A 17,959-nucleotide genomic window follows, 5' to 3' on the forward strand; every position below is an offset into this window, starting at 1 on the left:
TTGACTGCCATCGCCCTCACCATCGCCGGTTCGGATTCGAGCGGCGGCGCCGGCATCCAGGCCGATCTCAAGACCTTCGCGGCGCATCAGGTCTATGGCGCCAGCGTCATCGTCGCGCTGACCGCGCAGAACACCAGGGGCGTCAGGGCCATCCATGCCGTGCCGCGCGATTTCGTCGCCCAGCAGATGGACGCGGTGTTCGAGGATCTGGACGTCGGGGCGGTCAAGATCGGCATGCTGGCAACGGCCGAACTGATCGAGACCGTCGCGGCCGGGCTGAAGCGCCACGGCGCGAAGAACATCGTTCTCGATCCAGTGATGATCGCCGCTTCCGGGGCACGGCTGCTGGAAAGCGCGGCCGTCGAGGCGATCCGCACGCATCTATTCCCGCTTGCGACCTTGATCACGCCGAACCTGCCGGAGGCCGCCGCCCTGCTCGGCACCAGCCCGGCCGAAACCGATGAAGCGATGGACGAGCAGGCCGAGAAGCTCGCGGCGCTCGGCGCAGCGAACGTTCTCGTCAAGGGCGGGCACGGCACCGGCGAGATCAGCAGCGACCTTCTGTTGCTCGCAGGCGGCGCGCGCCAGCGCTTCAACGCGCCACGGCTCGAAACGCGCAACACCCATGGCACCGGCTGCACGCTGTCATCCGCCATTGCCGCCAATCTGGCCAAGGGACTGGAGCTGCCGGAGGCCGTCGGCCATGCCAAGACCTATATCTCGGCAGCCATCGCTGCCGCCGATCAGGTTGCGGTTGGCCAAGGCCACGGACCGGTGCATCATTTCCACCATTGGTGGGACAGGACCGAGGGGAGCCAGTCATGACCGCGATCCCGGATTTCACGAAGCTCGCCTTCGCAGGGGCTCGCCCCGCCGCCAGTGCCTTGCCCACGGGCGAAGCCTGGCAGACGCCCGAGGATATCCCGGTCAAGCCGGTCTATACGGCGGCCGACCGCGACGGCCTGCCCTTCGTCGACAGCCTGCCGGGCATCGCGCCCTATCTGCGCGGCCCCTACCCGACCATGTATGTCAACCAGCCCTGGACGATCCGGCAATATGCCGGCTTCTCCACGGCCGAGGATTCCAACGCCTTCTACCGGCGCAACCTCGCCGCCGGGCAGAAGGGCCTCTCCGTCGCCTTCGATCTCGCGACCCATCGCGGCTACGACAGTGACCATCCGCGCGTCGCCGGCGATGTCGGCATGGCCGGCGTCGCGATCGACTCGATCTACGACATGCGCACGCTGTTCTCAGGCATCCCGCTCGACCAGATGAGCGTGTCGATGACGATGAACGGCGCCGTGCTGCCGGTGCTGGCGCTCTACATCGTCGCGGCGGAAGAACAAGGCGTACCGCAGGCCAAGCTCTCGGGGACCATCCAGAACGACATCCTCAAGGAGTTCATGGTCCGGAACACCTATATCTACCCGCCCTCGCCCTCGATGCGGATCATCGGCGACATCTTCGCCTATACCTCGGCGAACATGCCGAAATTCAACTCGATCTCGATCTCCGGCTATCACATGCAGGAAGCCGGAGCGACGCAGGACCTTGAGCTCGGCTACACGCTCGCCGACGGCGTCGAGTATATCCGCGCCGGCCAGCGCGCTGGCCTCTCCGTCGACGTCTTCGCGCCGCGCCTGTCCTTCTTCTGGGCGGTCGGCATGAACTTCTTCATGGAAGTCGCCAAGATGCGGGCCGCCCGGCTGATCTGGGCGAAGCTGGTCAAGGATTTCGGCGCCGAGAACGAGAAGTCCCTCCCTCTGCGCACGCATTGCCAGACATCCGGCTGGTCGCTGACGGCGCAGGACGTGTTCAACAACGTGCCGCGCACGATGATCGAGGCGATGGCGGCGACCCAGGGGCATACCCAGTCGCTGCACACCAACGCGCTCGACGAGGCGCTGGCGCTGCCGACCGATTTCTCGGCCCGCATCGCCCGCAACACCCAGATCCTGCTCCAGCAGGAGAGCGGCACGACCCGGATCATCGATCCCTGGGGCGGCTCCTATTATGTCGAGCGGCTCACCGCCGAGCTCGCCGAGAAGGCCTGGGGCCATATCCAGGAGGTCGAGAAGCTCGGCGGCATGGCCAAGGCGATCGAAGCCGGCATCCCGAAGCTGCGCATCGAGGAGGCCGCCGCCAAGACGCAGGCGCGCATCGATGGCGGCCAGCAGGCGATCATCGGCGTCAACTGCTACAAGCCGGAAAGCGAAGCGGCGATCGATGTGCTCAAGGTCGACAATGCCGCGGTCCGTGCCCAGCAGCTCGACAAGCTCAGGCGCCTCAAGGCCGAGCGCAACGAGACCGAGGTCGAAGCTGCCCTCACCGCGCTGACCAATGGCGCGTCCGGCAACGGAAACCTGCTCGACCTCGCGGTGAAGGCCGCCCGCGCCAAGGCGACGGTCGGCGAGATATCGCTCGCGATGGAGAAGGTCTTCGGGCGCCACAGGGCCGAGATCAAGGCGATCTCGGGGGTCTACAAGCGGGAGGTCGGCGACATGAACCCAGCCGTGACGCGCGTCCAGTTGCTCTGCCAGGATTTCGAGGAATCGGATGGGCGCCGCCCGCGCATCCTCGTCGCCAAGATGGGCCAGGACGGGCACGATCGCGGCCAGAAGGTCATCGCCTCGGCCTTCGCCGATCTCGGCTTCGACGTCGATATCGGCCCGCTCTTCGCGACTCCCGACGAGGCGGCACGGCAGGCTGTCGAGAACGACGTCCATATCGTTGGCGTCTCGTCGCTCGCGGCAGGACATCTCACGCTGGTGCCGGAGCTGAAGGCGGCGCTGGCCAAAGCCGGCCGGCCGGACATCATGATCGTGGTCGGCGGCGTCATCCCGCCGCAGGATTTCGATACGCTGATCGAGGCCGGCGCCTCGGCGATCTTCCCGCCGGGCACCGTCATTGCCGACGCCGCCGAGAAGCTGCTGCAGGAACTGAACGAGCGTCTCGGCTACGCCCAGCGGACGGCGGCTGAATAAAAGAAGGCGGGCGCTGCCAGCCGGCAGCGCCCGCCCCATGATTACGACCGACGTGGCGACACTTACCGCCAGCCGTAACCATAGCCGTAGCGCGGCGCAGGCTGCCGCATGCCGTAACTGTCGGAATAGCGATGCCAGCGGCGCTGGCCCCAGAAGCCGTGGACGGCGGGCGGCGCCGGGCGCCAGCCATAGCCGTAGGCCGGGCGCTCGTAGGAGCGCTCATAGCGGCCACCGAAGGCCTGCGCCTCGCCCACCCCGGCGAATGCCGAAACTGCGAGTACCGCGCCGCTAAGCGCAAGGGCTGCCAAACCGATCCGGGCGCGATTGCCAAACATGGTCTCATGTCCTGTTCCGGCAGGGATCACCCTGCCACGGATCGGACATTCGCAGGTCGTGGCTGAACGGGCTTTGAGGGCGCCGTTCAGCCGTCGTTTATCTGCCCGACGCTTGCTCGCGCTTCAAAAGCAGCGAAGCCGCGATCACGACGACGGCGACGGCCCCGATCATGATCGTGCAGGCGGCATTGATCTCGGGCGAGACGCCGAGCTTCACCGCCGAATAGAGCCGCATCGGCAGCGTCGTCGCGCCCGGCCCGGTGGTAAAGCTCGCGATGACGAGGTCGTCGAGCGAGAGCGTGAAGGCCAGCATCCAGGCTGCCGCGACCGCCGGCCAGATCAAGGGCAGGGTCACGGTCCAGAAGGTGACGAAGGGCGTGGCTCCCAAATCCTGCGCCGCCTCTTCCAGCGAGCGGTCGAAACCAGCGAGCCGCGACTGCACGACGATGCAGGCGAAGCCGAGGCTGAAGGTCGCGTGGGCGATCGTCACCGTCCAGAAACCGCGCTCGACATCGACGGCGACGAAGAGCAGCAGCAGCGACAGCCCCGTCACCACCTCGGGCATGACGAGCGGCGCCAGCACCATGCCCGAGAACAGCATGCGCCCGCGGAAGCGGCCATGCCGTGCCAGAGCGAGTGCCGCCAGCGTGCCGAGGATCGTCGCCAGCGTCGCCGAGACGAAACCGAGGCGGATCGAGAGCCAGGCGGCATCAAGCAGCGGCTGGTTCTGCATCAGCGCGTCGTACCAATGGGTCGAGAAGCCGCCCCAGACCGTCACCAGCCGCGAAGCGTTGAAGGAGTAGGCGACGAGCGTCAGGATCGGCAGGTAGAGAAAGGCGAAGCCGACGATCAGCGCCAGGATCAATCCGGGACCGAGCCGGCTCATGCCGCCACCTCCCGCTGCAACCGCGCGCGCTGGAGCAGGACGAGCGGCAGGACGAGCACGACGAGCAGCACCACCGCCACGGCCGAGGCCAAGGGCCAGTCGCGGTTCGAGAAGAACTCGCTCCAGAGCAGTTTGCCTATCATCACGGTGTCGGGGCCGCCGAGCAGGTCGGGGATAACGAATTCACCCACCGCCGGAATGAAGACCAGCGCGGAACCGGCCAGAATGCCCGGCAGCGAGAGCGGCAGCGTCACTGTCAGGAAGGCCGTGACCGGCGTGGCGCCGAGATCTGCAGCCGCCTCCAGCAGGCCGCGGTCAAGCTTCTCCAGCGTCGCGAAGAGCGGCAGCACCATGAAGGGCAAGTAGGAATACACCATGCCGAGCAGCACGGCCGTCTCGGTATTGAGCAGACGCAGGGGTTCGCCTTCGAAGCCGAGCAGGCCGAGCGTCGCATCGAGCAACCCCTCCGGCCTGAGGATGCCGATCCAGGCGTAGACGCGGATCAGGAAGGAGGTCCAGAACGGCAAGATGACGAAGACGAGCAGGAGGCCGCGCCAGCGCGCGGGAGCCGCGGCCATGGCATAGGCGAGCGGATAGCCGATCGCGAGCGCGAAGACGGTCGTCAGCGCCGCGATGCGCAAGGAATAGAGATAGCTCTGCCAGTAGAGCGGATCGTCGCCCAGCAGGCTGAAATTCGTGAGGTCGAGCTGCGAGAGAAACTCGCCGAGCCGGGCGAGGCCTTCCCAATGCGGCGCATAGGGCGGCAGAGCCATCGCAGACTGCGAGAAGGCCATGCGCAGCACGATGGCGAAGGGCGCGAGGAAAAACAGCGCCAGCCAGAGATAAGGCACGGCCACGACGAGCCGGCGAAGCCGCTGCAGCGAAGCGACCGCGCTCATGGCGGCAGCACTACGCCGGCCTCGACATCCCAGGAGAGCCAGACCTTGTCGTCCCAGGCGAAGGGGCGGGCCATCCGGCGCGTGCGGTTGGCGAGCGCGACCTTGACGAGCTGGCCACCCTCGCCGCCGAGCATGACCTGGATCATGGTGAAGTCGCCGAGATAGCCGATATCCCAGATCTCGCCCGCGACCTTGTTGACGGCCTGCCCCGGCTCGTCATGACCGATCTCGATCTTCTCGGGCCTGATGCCGACGACAAGCGGCTCACCCGGCTTCAGCGCCAGCGCCTCCTCATCGAGCTCGACGGTGCCGACATGCGGCATCTCGGCCCGGACCAGCTCGCCGTCGACGGCTGCGATCCGGCCCTCGAAAATGTTGATGTCGCCGACGAACTCCGCGACGTGGCGGTTGGCCGGCGCCTCGTAGATCACGTCGGGCGGACCGATCTGGACAAGCTTGCCATGGTCCATCACCGCCATGCGGTCGGCCATGGTCATGGCCTCGTCCTGGTCGTGGGTGACGACCATGAAGGTGAGGCCGAGCTCGCTCTGTAGGTCCATCAATTCGAACTGGGTCTGCTCGCGCAATTTCTTGTCGAGCGCCGCCATCGGCTCGTCGAGCAGCAGCAGCTTCGGGCGCTTGGCCAGCGACCGCGCCAGCGCGACGCGCTGGCGCTGGCCGCCGGAGAGCTGGTGCGGCTTGCGCCCGCCCAGGCCCGAGAGCTTGACCAGCGCCAGCATCTCCTCGACGCGCCGTTCGATCTCGGCGCGCGGCAGCCCTTCGCGCTTCAGCCCATAGGCGATGTTGCTGGCCACGCTGAGATGCGGAAACAGCGCATAGGACTGGAACATCATGTTGATCGGCCGCAGATGCGGCGGAATGCCGGTGATGTCCTGCCCATCGAGCAGGATCGTGCCGGCATCCGGCGTCTCGAAGCCGGCGAGCATGCGCATCAGCGTGGTCTTGCCGCAGCCGGAAGGCCCAAGCAGCGCGAAGAACTCTCTGCGGTAGAGCGCGAGCGAGAGATCGCCCACGGCGGTAACGTCGCCGAAGCGTCTGGTCACGCCCCGGAACTCCACCAGCGGCTTCGCCGCCGGGTCGTTCCAGGGCTGGAAGGCCCGGCGCACGCTGCCGGGCGAGGTCTTCTTCATGGTGCTCGCGACCTGTCCGGAGCCGGTCACTTGCCGGTCTTGACGCGGGTCCAGAGCCGGTTCACCAGCCGCTGGGACTTCTGGTCATAGGGCGTGATCGTGTAGAGCCGCCCCATCACTTCGTCCGACGGATAGATGCCGGGATTGTCGCGCACCGCCGCCGACAGGAACGGCTTCGAAGCGAGGTTGCCGTTGGCATACTGGATGAAGTCCGAGTTCTTTGCGGCCATCTCCGGCTTGTTGACGAAGTCGATGAACTTCATCGCTGCGTCGACATTGCCGGCATCCTTCGGGACCACGAAGGAGTCGAACCACATCAGCGCGCCTTCCTTCGGGATGGAATAGGCGATCTGGACGCCGTTCTTGGCCTCCTCGGCGCGCTTCTTCGCCTGAAGGATGTCGCCGGAATAACCGACGGCCAGGCAGATGTCGCCGTTCGCCAGCGCGTTGATGTATTCCGAGGAATGGAACTTCTGGATATGCGGGCGGATCTTGCGCAGGAGCTCGCCGGCCTTGTTGAGATCGGCCTCCTTCTTCGAGTCCGGATCGAGCCCGAGATAGCGCAGGGCCGCCGGGAACATCTCCTCGACTGCGTCGAGCACATGCACACCGCAGTTCGACAGCTTCTTGAGCTGCTCGGGCTCGAAGACGATCTTCCAGGAATCGACCACCGCATCGGGGCCGAGCCGCTCCTTCACCTTTGCGACGTTGTAGCCGATGCCGGTGGTGCCCCACATGTAGTTCACGGCGTATTTGTTGCCGGGATCGTACTTGCCGAGCCGTGTCTGGATTTCCGGCCAGATATTCCTGAGGTTCGGCGCCTTGTCCTTGTCGACCGGCTGGTAGAGGCCCAGCGGGATATGGCGCGGCAGGAAGGAAGCGGTGACGACGATCAGGTCGTAGCCGGTCTTGCCGGCGAGAAGCTTGGTCTCCACCGTCTCCATCTGGTCGAAGGTGTCGTAGACGACGGTGATGCCGGTTTCCTTCTTGAAGGCGTCGAGCACCTCCGGATCGACATAGTCCGACCAGTTGAAGATGCGCAGCTGCTTGTCCTGCGCGGCCACTGGTGTGGCCAGAAGTCCCAGTCCGATCGCGCAAGCCGCAATCGCCTCGGTCAGTCGCTTCGCCGTCCTACCCAATCCGCCCCTCCATCGTGTTGGCGCGCGCACGCTACCAGCTTTCCCCCAGGCATCAACCGCCAGCGGGGCGCGACGGAACGCCCGCGCACAGGCAAGCTGCGCCTGACGCAAGCGTGAACGACCGCATCCTTGCCGGCTCGCGCCGCCATACACATACCGTACCGCATGCGCCTGTTCCGCCGCTTCCTGCTGTTCTTCGCGATCGCCTTCCTGCTGCCGCTCGCGAGCCATGCGGGCTGGTGGTACTGGCAGACGCACGCGCCGGACTGGCGACGCGCCGACTGGACGAGCGCAAAGCTGCTGCCCGCGGCTTCCGTCGAGCCCGAAGCGACGGTGCATGTCTTCGCCGCCCGCGTTGGCCGCTGGCGCGGCATCTTCGCCCATCATTCCTGGATCGTAGTGAAGGAGCGCGGCGCCAGCGCCTATACGCGCTTCGACGTCGTCGGCTGGGGTGCGCCGCTCAGGGTCAACCATCGCGAGGCCGATGGCCGCTGGTTCGGCAACATGCCGGAATCCGTCGTCGAAATCCGGGGTGAGGCAGCGGAGCGCCTGATCCCGCGCATAAGGGCAGCCGTGGCGGATTACGCCTATTCCAGCCCCGGCAGCTATCTCGCCTGGCCGGGCCCGAACTCGAACAGCTTCGTCCAGCATGTCCTGGCCGAGGTGCCCGAGCTCCATCAGGCGCTGCCGCCGACAGCGCTCGGCAAGGACTGGCGCGACGACGGCCTCTTCGCCGGGCTGACCGCCAGCCGCACCGGCATCCAGGCCTCGCTCTATGGCCTCGCCGGCGTGACCGTGGGCTGGGTCGAGGGCGTCGAGATCAACCTGCTCGGCCTCGTCGCCGGGCTCGACCTGCGCAGCCCGGCGCTGAAGCTGCCGGGCTGGGGACGGATCGGGGTCTAGGGCTTCGAAGCGGTCAGACCGCCTCGAAGGCCTGCGCCAGATCCGAGATCAGGTCCTCGATATTCTCGATACCGACCGAAATGCGGATCAGCGCATCGGTCAGGCCGATTTCCTCGCGCAGTTCGCGAGCGACGCCGGAATGGGTCATCGCGGCCGGGTGAGAGACCAGCGTCTCCGTGCCGCCGAGGCTGACCGCAAGCTTCATGATCTGGAGGTTGTCGAGCAGCGCGAAAGCCTCCTTCTCGCCGCCCTTGACGTCGAAGGCGAAAGTCGAGCCCGCCGCCGTGCACTGGCGGTCGAAGACGGCCTTGCGCGGGTCGCCGTCCTTGAGATTGCCGAGATAATGGACCCGGGCGACCTTCGGATGGCTCTCCAGGTATTCCGCCACCAGCTTGGCGTTCTCGTTGGCCCGGCTCATACGGATGTCGAGGGTCTCCAGCGAGCGCATCAGCATCCAGCAGGAATTCGGATCGGCCTGTGTGCCGAGCGAGCCGCGCCAGGCCTTAACCTGCCGCACGAGGGCTTCCGAGCCGCTGATCGAGCCGCCGACGAGGTCGGAATGGCCGCCGACATATTTGGTCAGCGAGAGCAGCGAGAGATCGGCGCCCTGCTTCAAGGGCTTCTGGTATTTCGGGCCGAGCATGGTGTTGTCGACGACGACCGGCGGGCGATGTCCCTGTGACTTCTCCAGCTCGTCCGCAATCATCTTGCAGGCGGCGAGGTCGACGAGGCCGTTGGTCGGGTTGGCGGGCGTCTCGACCAGGATCATCGCAACGCGGCCCTTGGCGGCGGCGGCGCGCGCGACCTCACGCATCTGCTCGATATCGAGACCATCGGTGAAGCCGAAGGGCGTGACGCCGAAAGCGCCCATCTGGTTCTTCAGCAGCGTCTCGGTGCCGCCATAGAGCGGGCGGGAATGCAGGATCGTGTCGCCCGGGCGCAGGAAGGCGAAGCAGGTCGTCGCGATCGCGGCCATGCCCGAGGCGAAAACGGCGCATTTCTCGGCCTCGTCCCAGATCGCCAGACGGTCCTCGAGGATTTCCATGTTCGGGTGGTTGAAGCGCGAATAAACCAGGCCGGGCTTCTCGCCAGGCTTGGGCTGGCGCCGGCCGGAGGTGAAGTCGAAGAAGTCCTTGCCCTGCTGGGCGTTCTCGAAAACGAAGGTCGAGGTCAGGAAGACCGGCGGCTTCAACGACCCCTCCGACATGGCCGGCGAATAGCCGAAGCCCATCATCAGCGTCTCGGGATGGAGCTTGCGGTTGGCGATCCGGTCCTTGTGGTAGTTGTCTGCGCTCATGGCCGTCTCCCTTTAGATCCTGCAACGCAGGCCGGTTTCTGCCGCCAGATTATTCCGATCAGCGCGCCATTGCTTGGCCGATCAGCATCATCCTACTATGCGTTGAGCAGCTTTCTGCTCAATTTTGACAGGGATGGAGCATATCGTGCTCGACAGCATCGACCGCCGGATTCTCGCCGTGCTGCGCGAGGACGGGCGCATCACCAACCAGGACCTGTCACAGCGCGTCGGGCTGTCGCCGACGCCCTGCCTCAGACGCCTGAAGCGGCTGGAGGAGACCGGCGTCATCCAGGGTTACACGGCCGTGGTCGATCCGAAGGCCTATGGGCTGCCCTTCAGCGTCTTCGTCTCGGTGCGGCTGACCCAGCAGAACCAGGAGCAGATATCCGAGTTCGAAAAAGCCGTCGAAAGCTGGAGCGAAGTGGCCGAATGCTATCTGATGACCGGCTCGCAGGATTACCTGCTGCGCGTCGTCACGGACGGCATCGAGGGCTATGAGCGCTTCCTGAAGCAAAAGGCGACGCGGCTGAAATGCATCCAGTCGGTCGAATCCAATTTCGCGCTGGCGACGATCAAGAAGCGCTCCGGCCTGCCCCCGGTCTAGACGCTATCAACGGACGCCGAACAGCTCGGCTCCAGCAGCCTCGGCCATGCCGCTCTGCTGATGTGCCACGCCCGGTACGACGACCTCGCGCCAACGAAGCGTCACTCCGAGGCGGCGCGCTTCGTCGCGGGCCGCGGCCATGAAATGCTCGCCGCGCGCGAAGCGGGTCGGCCCCTGCTCCTCGGCACCGCGGGATTTGTTGAGCTGGGGATGGTCGGGATCGGTGTCGCGGTCGCCGAGCATCACCAGCATCGGCTTGGACAGCGCGGCTGCGAGCGTGGCGTCCACAGCCGGGGTGCCCTTCAGCGAATAGGGATAAGCGCGCTCGCCAGCGAGAACCGGCAGCGTGTAGTAGCCGGCATTCGCCACGGCCGCCGTCGCAATCCTCGCATCCGGCATCAGCATGACCATGCGGTGCACGAACTGGGCACCGGCGGAGTGGCCGAAGATCGTGTAGCTACCTCCGGCGACGCGGCCGCTGGCGCGGGCGACATCGAACAGCCTCTCGATCAGGCCGAATGTCCATTTCGCCTTGTCGGGTTCGCCGCGCACATTGCCTTGCTGGAAGCGGCGGCTCGAAAACTGCTCCTTGTCGAAGCGTGGGGCGAGGACGAGGAAACCGCCTCGGTCGGCAGCGGTCTTCCAGGCGTCGCGGGCGCCTCTCGCATTGCGGCCCATGCCGTGGATCGCAATCAGCAGCGGGCAGGGCTTGGCCGCGCAGGCCGGCGGCGCATAGGTCGAAACCGCGACCGTGGCCGGCAGCGGATCGACATAGCTGCTTTCGGCCGGCCCGGTCCCGGCGAAGAGCGGCGGCGTCTCGGCAAAGGCCGAGGAGAGGCCGAAGCCCGGCGCAAGCACGACGACCGCCAATGTCCCGATCAGCCGCAGCATTCTGCGCTCCTTCAGGCGCCGCCACGGTCCATGGCGCGGCGCACGACCTGGGTGACTTCGCTGTTGGACAGGAAGAGATCGTGACGCAGCATGCTCCAGCCCCGGCCGGAGGTGTCCGCGACCCGGACGCCCAATGCTTCCAGCCGCGAGCGATCCGCGGCGCCGGCCCGCGCGACGCCGCCGGCGATGCGGGCGGAGACGGCCAGTGCCCGGTCACCGGGATCGATGATCACGGTCATGCGCTGGGCCAGGGGGCCGATCTTCTTCACCGTCTGCTCGAAGGCGTCGATATCGACATCGGGCGAGGCCAGCACGACCGAACCGATCCGGGCGTAGATTTCCCGGGAATCGCGCAGCTCGCGCAAGCCTTCCAGCGTCAGGAAGGTTCCCATGGAATGGGCAACGATGTGGATGCGGCCGACGGTCGGGTTGGCGACAAGCGCCTGCAGCGACTGGACGAAACCGTCGCGCGACCAGAGCGCGCTCTCGCGGTCGTAGGCGTAGTCGAAGAGCTTGCCGCCGGAGGGCCAGGTGAACAGCACCGTGCGCCCCTGGAACTCCAGCGAATGGGACAACTGGCCGGCGCTGCGGGCGGCCGTCTCGAAGCTCTCGTTGAAGCCGTGGATGTAAAGCAGCACATCGCGCCCGTTCACGGCGTCCGAGAGTGCCCGCGTCGCGTCCGCCGTCGTTTCATGCGAAATGCCGAGCACGGCCCAGTCGCCGCTCACCGCCGAGGAGACACGCCCCGCGATGCCGCGCCCGGGCGGCGACAGTTGCGCTTCGGCGAAGGTCAGCGGGCCGCGATCGGTATTGAAATAAGGCGTCGCGTTGCCGGTCGAGCGGCGCGTCGTCATGACGAGCAGCCGCGGGTCCTTGCCGAGCGCCGAGATATCGGCGCGTTCCGGCTCGGAGAAGGGCGACACGCTCGCCTCGCTCTGCGCGCAGGCGGCAAGCCCGAGCGGGAGGAACGCGGCGAGCGCCAGCGAACGGCATGAGAAGGCGCGCCTTGTAACGGGCATGGAGAGAGGCATCCGGTCAGAATTTGAGGGGCCGAACTGGCAGCCGCACCTCTAAAGGCAGGCCAACGCGGCCAGAATGGGGCGAGAGTGCTGCCGCCTGCACGAAGCAGCACCCGCGTTGCATCAAGGCGACATCACTGCGTGGCGCCGGAGATGATGGTGATCGGTGCGGTGACGACGAGCCCGACGGTCGATCCCACCGTGCCCATCACGCCGCCGGCGACGTCGCCCAGCCTGTCGCCGAATTGCGGCCCGGCGAAGCCAATGCCCTTGTCCTGCTGCAGCCGCTGGCCGATCATCTGCACGACCTTCGGCGAGGATGCGAATTTCGCATGGTTGAGGCTGTCGCCGGAGGAGACCTCGGAGAGGTCGATCAGCCTCACGCCGAGCTTTTCCAGCTCCGCGATCGTCTCGGTATCCTTGCTCGACACCGCGCCCAGCCGCTTCTTGTCGCCGGCGAAGCGTCGGGAGAAATCGAGCGCCCGGTCATCGGCCGAGACGAAGACCGTCACCGGCCGCCGGATTTCGCGCATCTGCGTCTTGAAAACGTCGAGATCGACGTCGGGCGCTGCGAGCATGACATCGCGCAGCTTGCCGCCAAAGGTCCCGTCGCCGCGGATTGCAGCCTGGCGGAGCGTCTCCAGCGTCAGCAATGTGCCCATTGAATGGGCGAGGATGTCCATGCGCGACGGGCCGAGATCCCGGGCGATGGCCCGCAGGTTCAGCTCGAGGAAATCGCGCGAGTAGAAGGCGCTTTCGCGATCATAGGGATAAGCAAGGAGCTGTCCGCGCGAGGGCCAGGTGAACAGCACCGGCACGCCCTTGAAGCCGGAATCATAGACGATCTGGGCGAAGCGATAGGCCGCATCGGCGAAATTCGTGTTGTAGCCGTGGACGAAGACCAGCACGTCGCGCTGGGAGGCTGGCCGCCGCGCCAGTTCCTTGCGCACGTCGGAAACGATCGGCGCGAGATCGAGCTTCTGGAGGTTGGTCGCGGTGAAATGCTTCGCCGGGTCGCCCGGTCCCGAATCGGGCAGTTCCAGCTCACCGGGCTTGTGATTACGCGGCACGGTGATGTCGAGGCGGGCGAAGGAGAGCTTCGGCCCGCGCTCGCCGCTGAAATAGACCGGCTGCGCCGAGGCCTCGCGCGTCGTCGCGACGTAAATCTGGACAGTCCCTGCGACCTCCGCCTTCGGAGCGGAGCTCAGCTCCAGCACGCGCGGCGTGCCGCAGGCTGCGAGCGCCAGCGGCAAAAGCAGGACCAACAGGAAAACACGAAGCCGCATCGCCACGCACATCATCGCCAAGTCGTCTCACTGCAACAGCGAATTCACAAGATGCGCACATGACACAGTGATGAAGCAAGTGGTGCAAGGACGCCTTGTCGCCCGCGCCGGCAGCTTGCTAACTGGCGGCATGGTCGACAGCAGCAGCTCCCCATCCGACACCCTGCGCGATGCCATTCTTGCCGGCGAGCGCGCTGCGCTGGCCCGTGCGATCACGCTGGCGGAATCGCGCCGCGCCGATCATCGCGAGCAGGCGCAGACCCTGATCCAGCAATTGCTCCCTCACACCGGCCGAGCGATTCGGGTCGGCATCACCGGCGTACCCGGCGTCGGCAAGTCGACCACGATCGACGCGCTCGGCAGCCACCTGACCGCAGCGGGCCACAAGGTTGCCGTGCTCGCGGTCGACCCCTCGTCTTCCCGGACCGGCGGCTCGATTCTCGGCGACAAGACGCGGATGGCCCGACTCGCGGTCGATCCCAACGCCTATATCCGCCCCTCCCCCTCCTCGGGCACGCTCGGCGGGGTCGCGGCCAAGACGCGCGAGACCATGCTGCTCTGCGAGGCAGCCGGCTTCGACGTGATACTCGTCGAGACGGTCGGGGTCGGCCAGTCGGAGACCGCCGTCGCCGACCTCACAGACTTCTTCCTCGTGCTGATGCTGCCCAATGCCGGCGACGAATTGCAGGGCATCAAGAAGGGCATCATCGAGCTCGCCGACATGATCGCGGTCAACAAGGCGGACGGCGACGGCGCCATGGCCGCGCGCGCAGCCGCCGCGCAATACAAGGCCGCGCTCCATATCCTCGCCCCCGCCTCGCCCCTGTGGAGCACGCCGGTCGTGACGATCTCGGGGCTGACGGGGCTCGGGCTCGACAAGCTCTGGGCCAGGATCGAGGACCACCGCACCCGCTTCGAGACCAAGGGTCTGATCGCCGAAAAGCGCCGCCGGCAGGATGTGAAATGGATGTGGGCGATGGTGCAGGATCGATTGCAAGCCAGGCTCCGGCACGACCCGGCCCTGAAAGCCCGCACGCCGGAGCTGGAGGCGGCCGTCGCCGCCGGAAAGCTCCCCCCGACATCCGCCGCCGACGAGATCGCGCGGGCGCTGGGGCTGTGATCCCGGCGCAGCGAGCCTCGGTGCCAGATCGACACAGGTGAAGCTGGCACAGTGCTTGACCCGCGCCGGCCGAACAGGAGCTTCCATGGCGCTTTCCCGACGCAACGTGCTCGCGATGGGCCTTTTCGGCACGGCCTCGGTCGTTCTGCCCGCCGCTGCGCAATCGCGCGGCGCGGCCACCGGCCCGCTCGGCCAGCTTGGCCTAGACGCCGGCCAACTCGGATTGCGCCCCGGTGCCGCGGAGGATCAGTCGCGGCAACTCCAAGCTGCCCTCAAGCAAGCTGCTGCGCGCGGCGCGCCGCTTCTCCTGCCGCCCGGCCGCTACCGGATCGGCGGCGTCGCCCTGCCCGAGAGCGCCAGGATGATCGGCGTGCCCGGCGAGACGCATCTCGTCACGGCCAGTGGCCAGCCCCTCCTGATCGCACGCAATATTGGGCGGGCCGCGCTTACCGGCCTGAGCTTCGACGGGCTCGACATCCCCGCTGCCCAGCGAAGCGGGTTGCTCATGGCCGAGAACGTCGGCGAGATCACCATTTCCGGCTGCGCCTTTGCCAAGGCCGGCTCGGTCGGCCTGACGCTTGACCGCTGCGGCGGGCGTGTCACCGCGAGCCGGTTCCGCGACATGCGGGAGGCAGCGCTGTTCGCGATCGATTCGAAGGGCCTCACGGTCGAGCAGAACCAGGTCGAGGATTGCGGCAATAACGGCATCCAGATCTGGCGCAGCCAGCCGGGCGACGACGGCTCGATCGTTCGCGGCAACCGTGTGCTGGGGATCAGGACCGATGGTGGCGGCAGCGGCCAGAACGGCAACGGCATCAGCGTCTTCCGCGCCGGGGGCGTGATCATCGAGGGCAACCAGCTGCGCGACTGCGCGCTGAGCTTCATCCGCAACAATTCCGGCTCCGGCGTCCAGATCCTCGGCAACCAGGGGCGGCGCTGCGGCGAGGTCGCTCTCTACAGCGAATTCGCCTTCGAGGGCGCGATCATCGCCAACAACCATGTCGAGGACTGCGCGTCGGGCGCCTCGATGACCAATCTCGACCAGGGCGGGCGCATGGCGGTCTGCGCCAACAACATCATCCGCAAGGCGACGCGCAAGGCTGTGCCCTACAGCAAGGAGCCGACCGGAGGCTACGGCATCCATGTCGAGGCGGAAGCGGCAGTGACCGGCAATGTCATAGAGGACGCCAGCGATATCGGCATCGCGCTCGGCTGGTCATGGGGCATGCGCAATCTCGCCGCCACCGGCAACGTCATCCGCAAGACCGGGATCGGCATCTCGGTCTCGCTGGTGCCCAAGGAACGCAACGCGCTGATCGCCAACAACGTCATTTCCGAGGCTCGCGACGGCGCCGTGATCGGCACCGAATACGGCAAACCGGTCACCGGCGACCTGACGAAGGCTCCCGACGCGAGAGCCTCCGGCATCGTGGTCGCGAACAACGCGGTGCGCTGAGGCCTCAGGCCGCCGGCGCGCGAATCCGGCCGACCTCGATGCCGTTCCAGTTCTTCAGTACGGTCTCACGCAGCGGCGCGAAGGCTGCCTGCGTGGCATCGTCCATCGGCAGGAAGCGGGCGATCAGGGCGCCAAGCGCGATCTCGGCGGCACGACCGGCGCCATCGTCGCATTTCAGGGCGATGCCGTAGCCGAGTTCCGGCAGCGCGGCGCAATAGACGCCCTCGGCCCCGGTCTTGGTGAAGGCGCGCGCGCCGAGCAGATCCATCAGGCGCGTGTCGTAGCGGCCCGTGCCGGCGACCATGAAGGGGTGGGCTGCAGCGGCCGCCCGGATGCGCGCCGCCGCCTTTGCCCGCTCCGGCCCGAAGCCACGGCCGGTGCCGAGCCGGGCGAAACCCAGCGCCAGCGCCGACAGCGGCACGGCGTAGGATGGGATCGAGCAGCCGTCGGTGCCCATCCGATCGGCACTATGGACGGCGCCGGTCACGGCTTCCAGAGCGCCGCGCACGGCCTGCTGCACGGGGTGGCTCGCCTTCACATAGCCGGCAGGGTCCTCATCCATGTTGCAGGACAGGCAGACGAAGCCGGCATGCTTGCCCGAGCAATTGTTGTTGAGGGCGCTCGGCTCGGCGCCAGACTTTGCCAGGGCGCGGGAGACGACCTCGTTCGACGGCCAATGCGCGCCGCATTCGAGGCAGCCGGCATCGCGGCCGGCCTTGCGCAGCATCGCCAGCGAGGTCTCGGCATGGAGCGGCTCGCCGGAATGCGAGGAGACGGCGAGCGCGATCTCGGCCTCGGTCAGCCCGTAGCGGTCGGCGGCGCCGCTCTCGATCAATGGCAGTCCCTGGATCGCCTTGACGGCCGAACGCGGAAACACCGGGCGCTCGACATCGCCCGCCGAGAAGACCACGCCGCTATCGGCATCGACGACGATCGCCGCGCCGCGATGGCGCGATTCGACGACATTGCCGCGCGTGACCTCGGCGAGAACGGGATTTTCCATGGCGACCTCCATTGCCCTTTGCGCCGGGCTTGCCGCCTTTTGGAGCCGGAGCGGGGTCCTGTCAAAAGCGCTGGCGCGAAGGGCGCCGGGCTGCCACGGTGCGGCCCAGCCAACCCACGCCCTTCAGCGATGGAAGATCGATGTCGCCGGACTACGAGACCGAGTACAACAACCGCGCCCGCGTGCCGGAACATCCGGGAATCATCGCCGGCTGGCAGGCCGATGCCGCCGCCTACCGTGCCGAGGCCCTGCGCGAGCTGGACGTCTCCTATGGCGAGGGCGAGCGCCAGGCCTACGACCTGTTCAAGCCCGAGACGATCCGCGGCAACGCGCTGGTGATGTTCATCCATGGCGGCTACTGGCAGGCGCTGGACCGCAGCTATTTCTCGCATATGGCGCGCGGGCTGAACCGGCTCGGCCTGCCGGTCGCGGTCGTCGGTTACGATCTCTGCCCGCAGGTCCATCTCGGCCACATCGTCTGGGAATTGCAGCAGGCGGCTGCGGCGCTGTGGCGGCGTTTCGGCCTGCCGGTGATCGCGACCGGGCATTCCGCCGGCGGCCATCTCAGCGCCTGCACGCTTGCCACCGACTGGAAGAATGTCGACCCGGACCTGCCAGACCAGCTCGTGCCGGCAGCCTATGGCATCTCCGGCCTCTACAACCTGAAGCCCCTGACCGAGACCAGCATCAACAAGGCGCTGAATCTCGACCTGGCTGCCGCGGAACTGGAAAGCCCGCTGTTCTGGCCGGCACCGTCGCGGCTGACCATGGATGCCGTGGTCGGCGGCGCCGAGAGCGACGAGTACCACCGGCAGAGCCGCCGCCTCACCGATGTCTGGGGGCTGGAAGGCGTGACGACGCGCTACGAGGAAATCCCCGGAGCCAACCATTTCACCGTGATCGCCGGACTGACCGATCCGGAGAATGCGATGACCCGACGGATCGCCGCGCTCGCCGGCGCTTGATCTTACCACGCAGAGGATTCT

Annotated in this window: 17 protein-coding genes; 7 read left to right on the forward strand and 10 right to left on the reverse strand. The window is 66.9% G+C overall.

What is annotated here, in order from left to right:
- Both thiD and scpA read left to right on the forward strand, forming a co-directional pair.
- The gene (thiD, locus tag ASE61_RS02995; protein WP_061964467.1) at positions 1-825 is read left to right on the forward strand and encodes a bifunctional hydroxymethylpyrimidine kinase/phosphomethylpyrimidine kinase; all 825 of its coding nucleotides are present in this window, start codon (positions 1-3) and stop codon (positions 823-825) included.
- Positions 822-2,984, forward strand: coding sequence for a methylmalonyl-CoA mutase (scpA, locus tag ASE61_RS03000; protein WP_061964469.1), 2,163 nt, complete (start codon positions 822-824; stop codon positions 2,982-2,984). Before thiD ends, scpA begins: the two co-directional genes overlap by 4 nt.
- A 62-nt stretch (positions 2,985-3,046) precedes the next feature.
- Here the strand turns inward: scpA and ASE61_RS03005 are convergent, their stop codons facing one another.
- The 5 genes from ASE61_RS03005 to ASE61_RS03025 form a co-directional block, all read right to left on the reverse strand.
- Positions 3,047-3,319 (reverse strand): hypothetical protein, encoded by a 273-nt coding sequence (locus tag ASE61_RS03005; RefSeq protein WP_061964471.1) that lies wholly within the window; start codon positions 3,317-3,319, stop codon positions 3,047-3,049.
- Between the two features lie 97 nt (positions 3,320-3,416).
- Positions 3,417-4,205 (reverse strand): ABC transporter permease, encoded by a 789-nt coding sequence (locus ASE61_RS03010; RefSeq protein ID WP_061964472.1) that lies wholly within the window; start codon positions 4,203-4,205, stop codon positions 3,417-3,419.
- Entirely contained in the window at positions 4,202-5,104 is a 903-nt protein-coding gene (locus ASE61_RS03015; RefSeq protein WP_061964475.1) for an ABC transporter permease, read from the reverse strand. The genes ASE61_RS03010 and ASE61_RS03015 overlap by 4 nt, the downstream gene beginning before the upstream one ends.
- Entirely contained in the window at positions 5,101-6,255 is a 1,155-nt protein-coding gene (locus ASE61_RS03020) for an ABC transporter ATP-binding protein (protein ID WP_061965546.1), read from the reverse strand. Before ASE61_RS03020 ends, ASE61_RS03015 begins: the two co-directional genes overlap by 4 nt.
- 26 nt (positions 6,256-6,281) lie before the next feature.
- Entirely contained in the window at positions 6,282-7,394 is a 1,113-nt protein-coding gene (locus ASE61_RS03025) for a polyamine ABC transporter substrate-binding protein (protein ID WP_061964477.1), read from the reverse strand.
- A gap of 165 nt (positions 7,395-7,559) precedes the next feature.
- Here ASE61_RS03025 and ASE61_RS03030 point away from each other — a divergent pair, with 165 nt between their 5' ends.
- Entirely contained in the window at positions 7,560-8,297 is a 738-nt protein-coding gene (locus ASE61_RS03030; protein WP_061964478.1) for a DUF3750 domain-containing protein, read from the forward strand.
- Positions 8,298-8,310: 13 nt separating this feature from the next.
- On the opposite strand, the gene ASE61_RS03035 is transcribed toward ASE61_RS03030, so the two are convergent.
- Positions 8,311-9,594, reverse strand: coding sequence for a cystathionine gamma-synthase family protein (locus tag ASE61_RS03035; protein ID WP_061964480.1), 1,284 nt, complete (start codon positions 9,592-9,594; stop codon positions 8,311-8,313).
- 133 nt (positions 9,595-9,727) lie between these two features.
- Here ASE61_RS03035 and ASE61_RS03040 point away from each other — a divergent pair, with 133 nt between their 5' ends.
- Positions 9,728-10,198: an Lrp/AsnC family transcriptional regulator gene (locus ASE61_RS03040; protein WP_061964482.1), complete on the forward strand. Its 471-nt coding sequence runs from the start codon at positions 9,728-9,730 to the stop codon at positions 10,196-10,198.
- A 6-nt stretch (positions 10,199-10,204) separates the two neighbouring features.
- On the opposite strand, the gene ASE61_RS03045 is transcribed toward ASE61_RS03040, so the two are convergent.
- The 3 genes from ASE61_RS03045 to ASE61_RS03055 all read right to left on the reverse strand — a co-directional run bounded on the left by ASE61_RS03045 (position 10,205) and on the right by ASE61_RS03055 (position 13,394).
- Complete coding sequence (locus tag ASE61_RS03045) at positions 10,205-11,089, reverse strand: hypothetical protein (RefSeq protein ID WP_061964484.1); 885 nt, start codon at positions 11,087-11,089, stop codon at positions 10,205-10,207.
- 11 nt (positions 11,090-11,100) lie between these two features.
- On the reverse strand, positions 11,101-12,108 hold the full coding sequence (locus ASE61_RS03050) for an alpha/beta hydrolase (RefSeq protein WP_061964486.1): 1,008 nt from the start codon (positions 12,106-12,108) through the stop codon (positions 11,101-11,103).
- A 134-nt stretch (positions 12,109-12,242) separates the two neighbouring features.
- Positions 12,243-13,394, reverse strand: coding sequence for an alpha/beta hydrolase (locus tag ASE61_RS03055; RefSeq protein WP_162260057.1), 1,152 nt, complete (start codon positions 13,392-13,394; stop codon positions 12,243-12,245).
- 130 nt (positions 13,395-13,524) lie between these two features.
- Between ASE61_RS03055 and meaB the strand changes: the two genes are divergently transcribed.
- A complete protein-coding gene (gene meaB, locus ASE61_RS03060) occupies positions 13,525-14,514 on the forward strand; it encodes a methylmalonyl Co-A mutase-associated GTPase MeaB (RefSeq protein ID WP_061964490.1) in 990 nt (329 codons plus the stop codon).
- 85 nt (positions 14,515-14,599) lie between these two features.
- Complete coding sequence (locus ASE61_RS03065) at positions 14,600-15,970, forward strand: TIGR03808 family TAT-translocated repetitive protein (RefSeq protein WP_061964492.1); 1,371 nt, start codon at positions 14,600-14,602, stop codon at positions 15,968-15,970.
- Positions 15,971-15,974: 4 nt separating this feature from the next.
- On the opposite strand, the gene ASE61_RS03070 is transcribed toward ASE61_RS03065, so the two are convergent.
- Positions 15,975-16,973 (reverse strand): asparaginase, encoded by a 999-nt coding sequence (locus ASE61_RS03070; RefSeq protein WP_061965548.1) that lies wholly within the window; start codon positions 16,971-16,973, stop codon positions 15,975-15,977.
- Positions 16,974-17,113: 140 nt separating this feature from the next.
- Here ASE61_RS03070 and ASE61_RS03075 point away from each other — a divergent pair, with 140 nt between their 5' ends.
- A complete protein-coding gene (locus ASE61_RS03075; protein WP_061964494.1) occupies positions 17,114-17,938 on the forward strand; it encodes an alpha/beta hydrolase in 825 nt (274 codons plus the stop codon).
- Positions 17,939-17,959: the final 21 nt, after the last annotated feature.

Source organism: Allobosea sp. Root670, assembly GCF_001429415.1.
GTDB lineage: Bacteria > Pseudomonadota > Alphaproteobacteria > Rhizobiales > Beijerinckiaceae > Allobosea > Allobosea robiniae.

Bases quoted from the DNA above. Each gene is read 5' to 3' on its own strand.
- scpA (WP_061964469.1), top strand. From the start codon at position 822: ATGACCGCGATCCCGGATTTCACGAAGCTCGCCTTCGCAGGGGCTCGC.
- ASE61_RS03005 (WP_061964471.1), bottom strand. From the start codon at position 3,319: ATGTTTGGCAATCGCGCCCGGATCGGTTTGGCAGCCCTTGCGCTTAGC.
- ASE61_RS03010 (WP_061964472.1), bottom strand. From the start codon at position 4,205: ATGAGCCGGCTCGGTCCCGGATTGATCCTGGCGCTGATCGTCGGCTTC.
- ASE61_RS03015 (WP_061964475.1), bottom strand. From the start codon at position 5,104: ATGAGCGCGGTCGCTTCGCTGCAGCGGCTTCGCCGGCTCGTCGTGGCC.
- ASE61_RS03020 (WP_061965546.1), bottom strand. From the start codon at position 6,255: ATGAAGAAGACCTCGCCCGGCAGCGTGCGCCGGGCCTTCCAGCCCTGG.
- ASE61_RS03030 (WP_061964478.1), top strand. From the start codon at position 7,560: ATGCGCCTGTTCCGCCGCTTCCTGCTGTTCTTCGCGATCGCCTTCCTG.
- ASE61_RS03035 (WP_061964480.1), bottom strand. From the start codon at position 9,594: ATGAGCGCAGACAACTACCACAAGGACCGGATCGCCAACCGCAAGCTC.
- ASE61_RS03040 (WP_061964482.1), top strand. From the start codon at position 9,728: ATGGAGCATATCGTGCTCGACAGCATCGACCGCCGGATTCTCGCCGTG.
- ASE61_RS03045 (WP_061964484.1), bottom strand. From the start codon at position 11,089: ATGCTGCGGCTGATCGGGACATTGGCGGTCGTCGTGCTTGCGCCGGGC.
- ASE61_RS03050 (WP_061964486.1), bottom strand. From the start codon at position 12,108: ATGCCCGTTACAAGGCGCGCCTTCTCATGCCGTTCGCTGGCGCTCGCC.
- ASE61_RS03055 (WP_162260057.1), bottom strand. From the start codon at position 13,394: ATGCGGCTTCGTGTTTTCCTGTTGGTCCTGCTTTTGCCGCTGGCGCTC.
- meaB (WP_061964490.1), top strand. From the start codon at position 13,525: ATGGTCGACAGCAGCAGCTCCCCATCCGACACCCTGCGCGATGCCATT.
- ASE61_RS03065 (WP_061964492.1), top strand. From the start codon at position 14,600: ATGGCGCTTTCCCGACGCAACGTGCTCGCGATGGGCCTTTTCGGCACG.
- ASE61_RS03070 (WP_061965548.1), bottom strand. From the start codon at position 16,973: ATGGAAAATCCCGTTCTCGCCGAGGTCACGCGCGGCAATGTCGTCGAA.
- ASE61_RS03075 (WP_061964494.1), top strand. From the start codon at position 17,114: ATGTCGCCGGACTACGAGACCGAGTACAACAACCGCGCCCGCGTGCCG.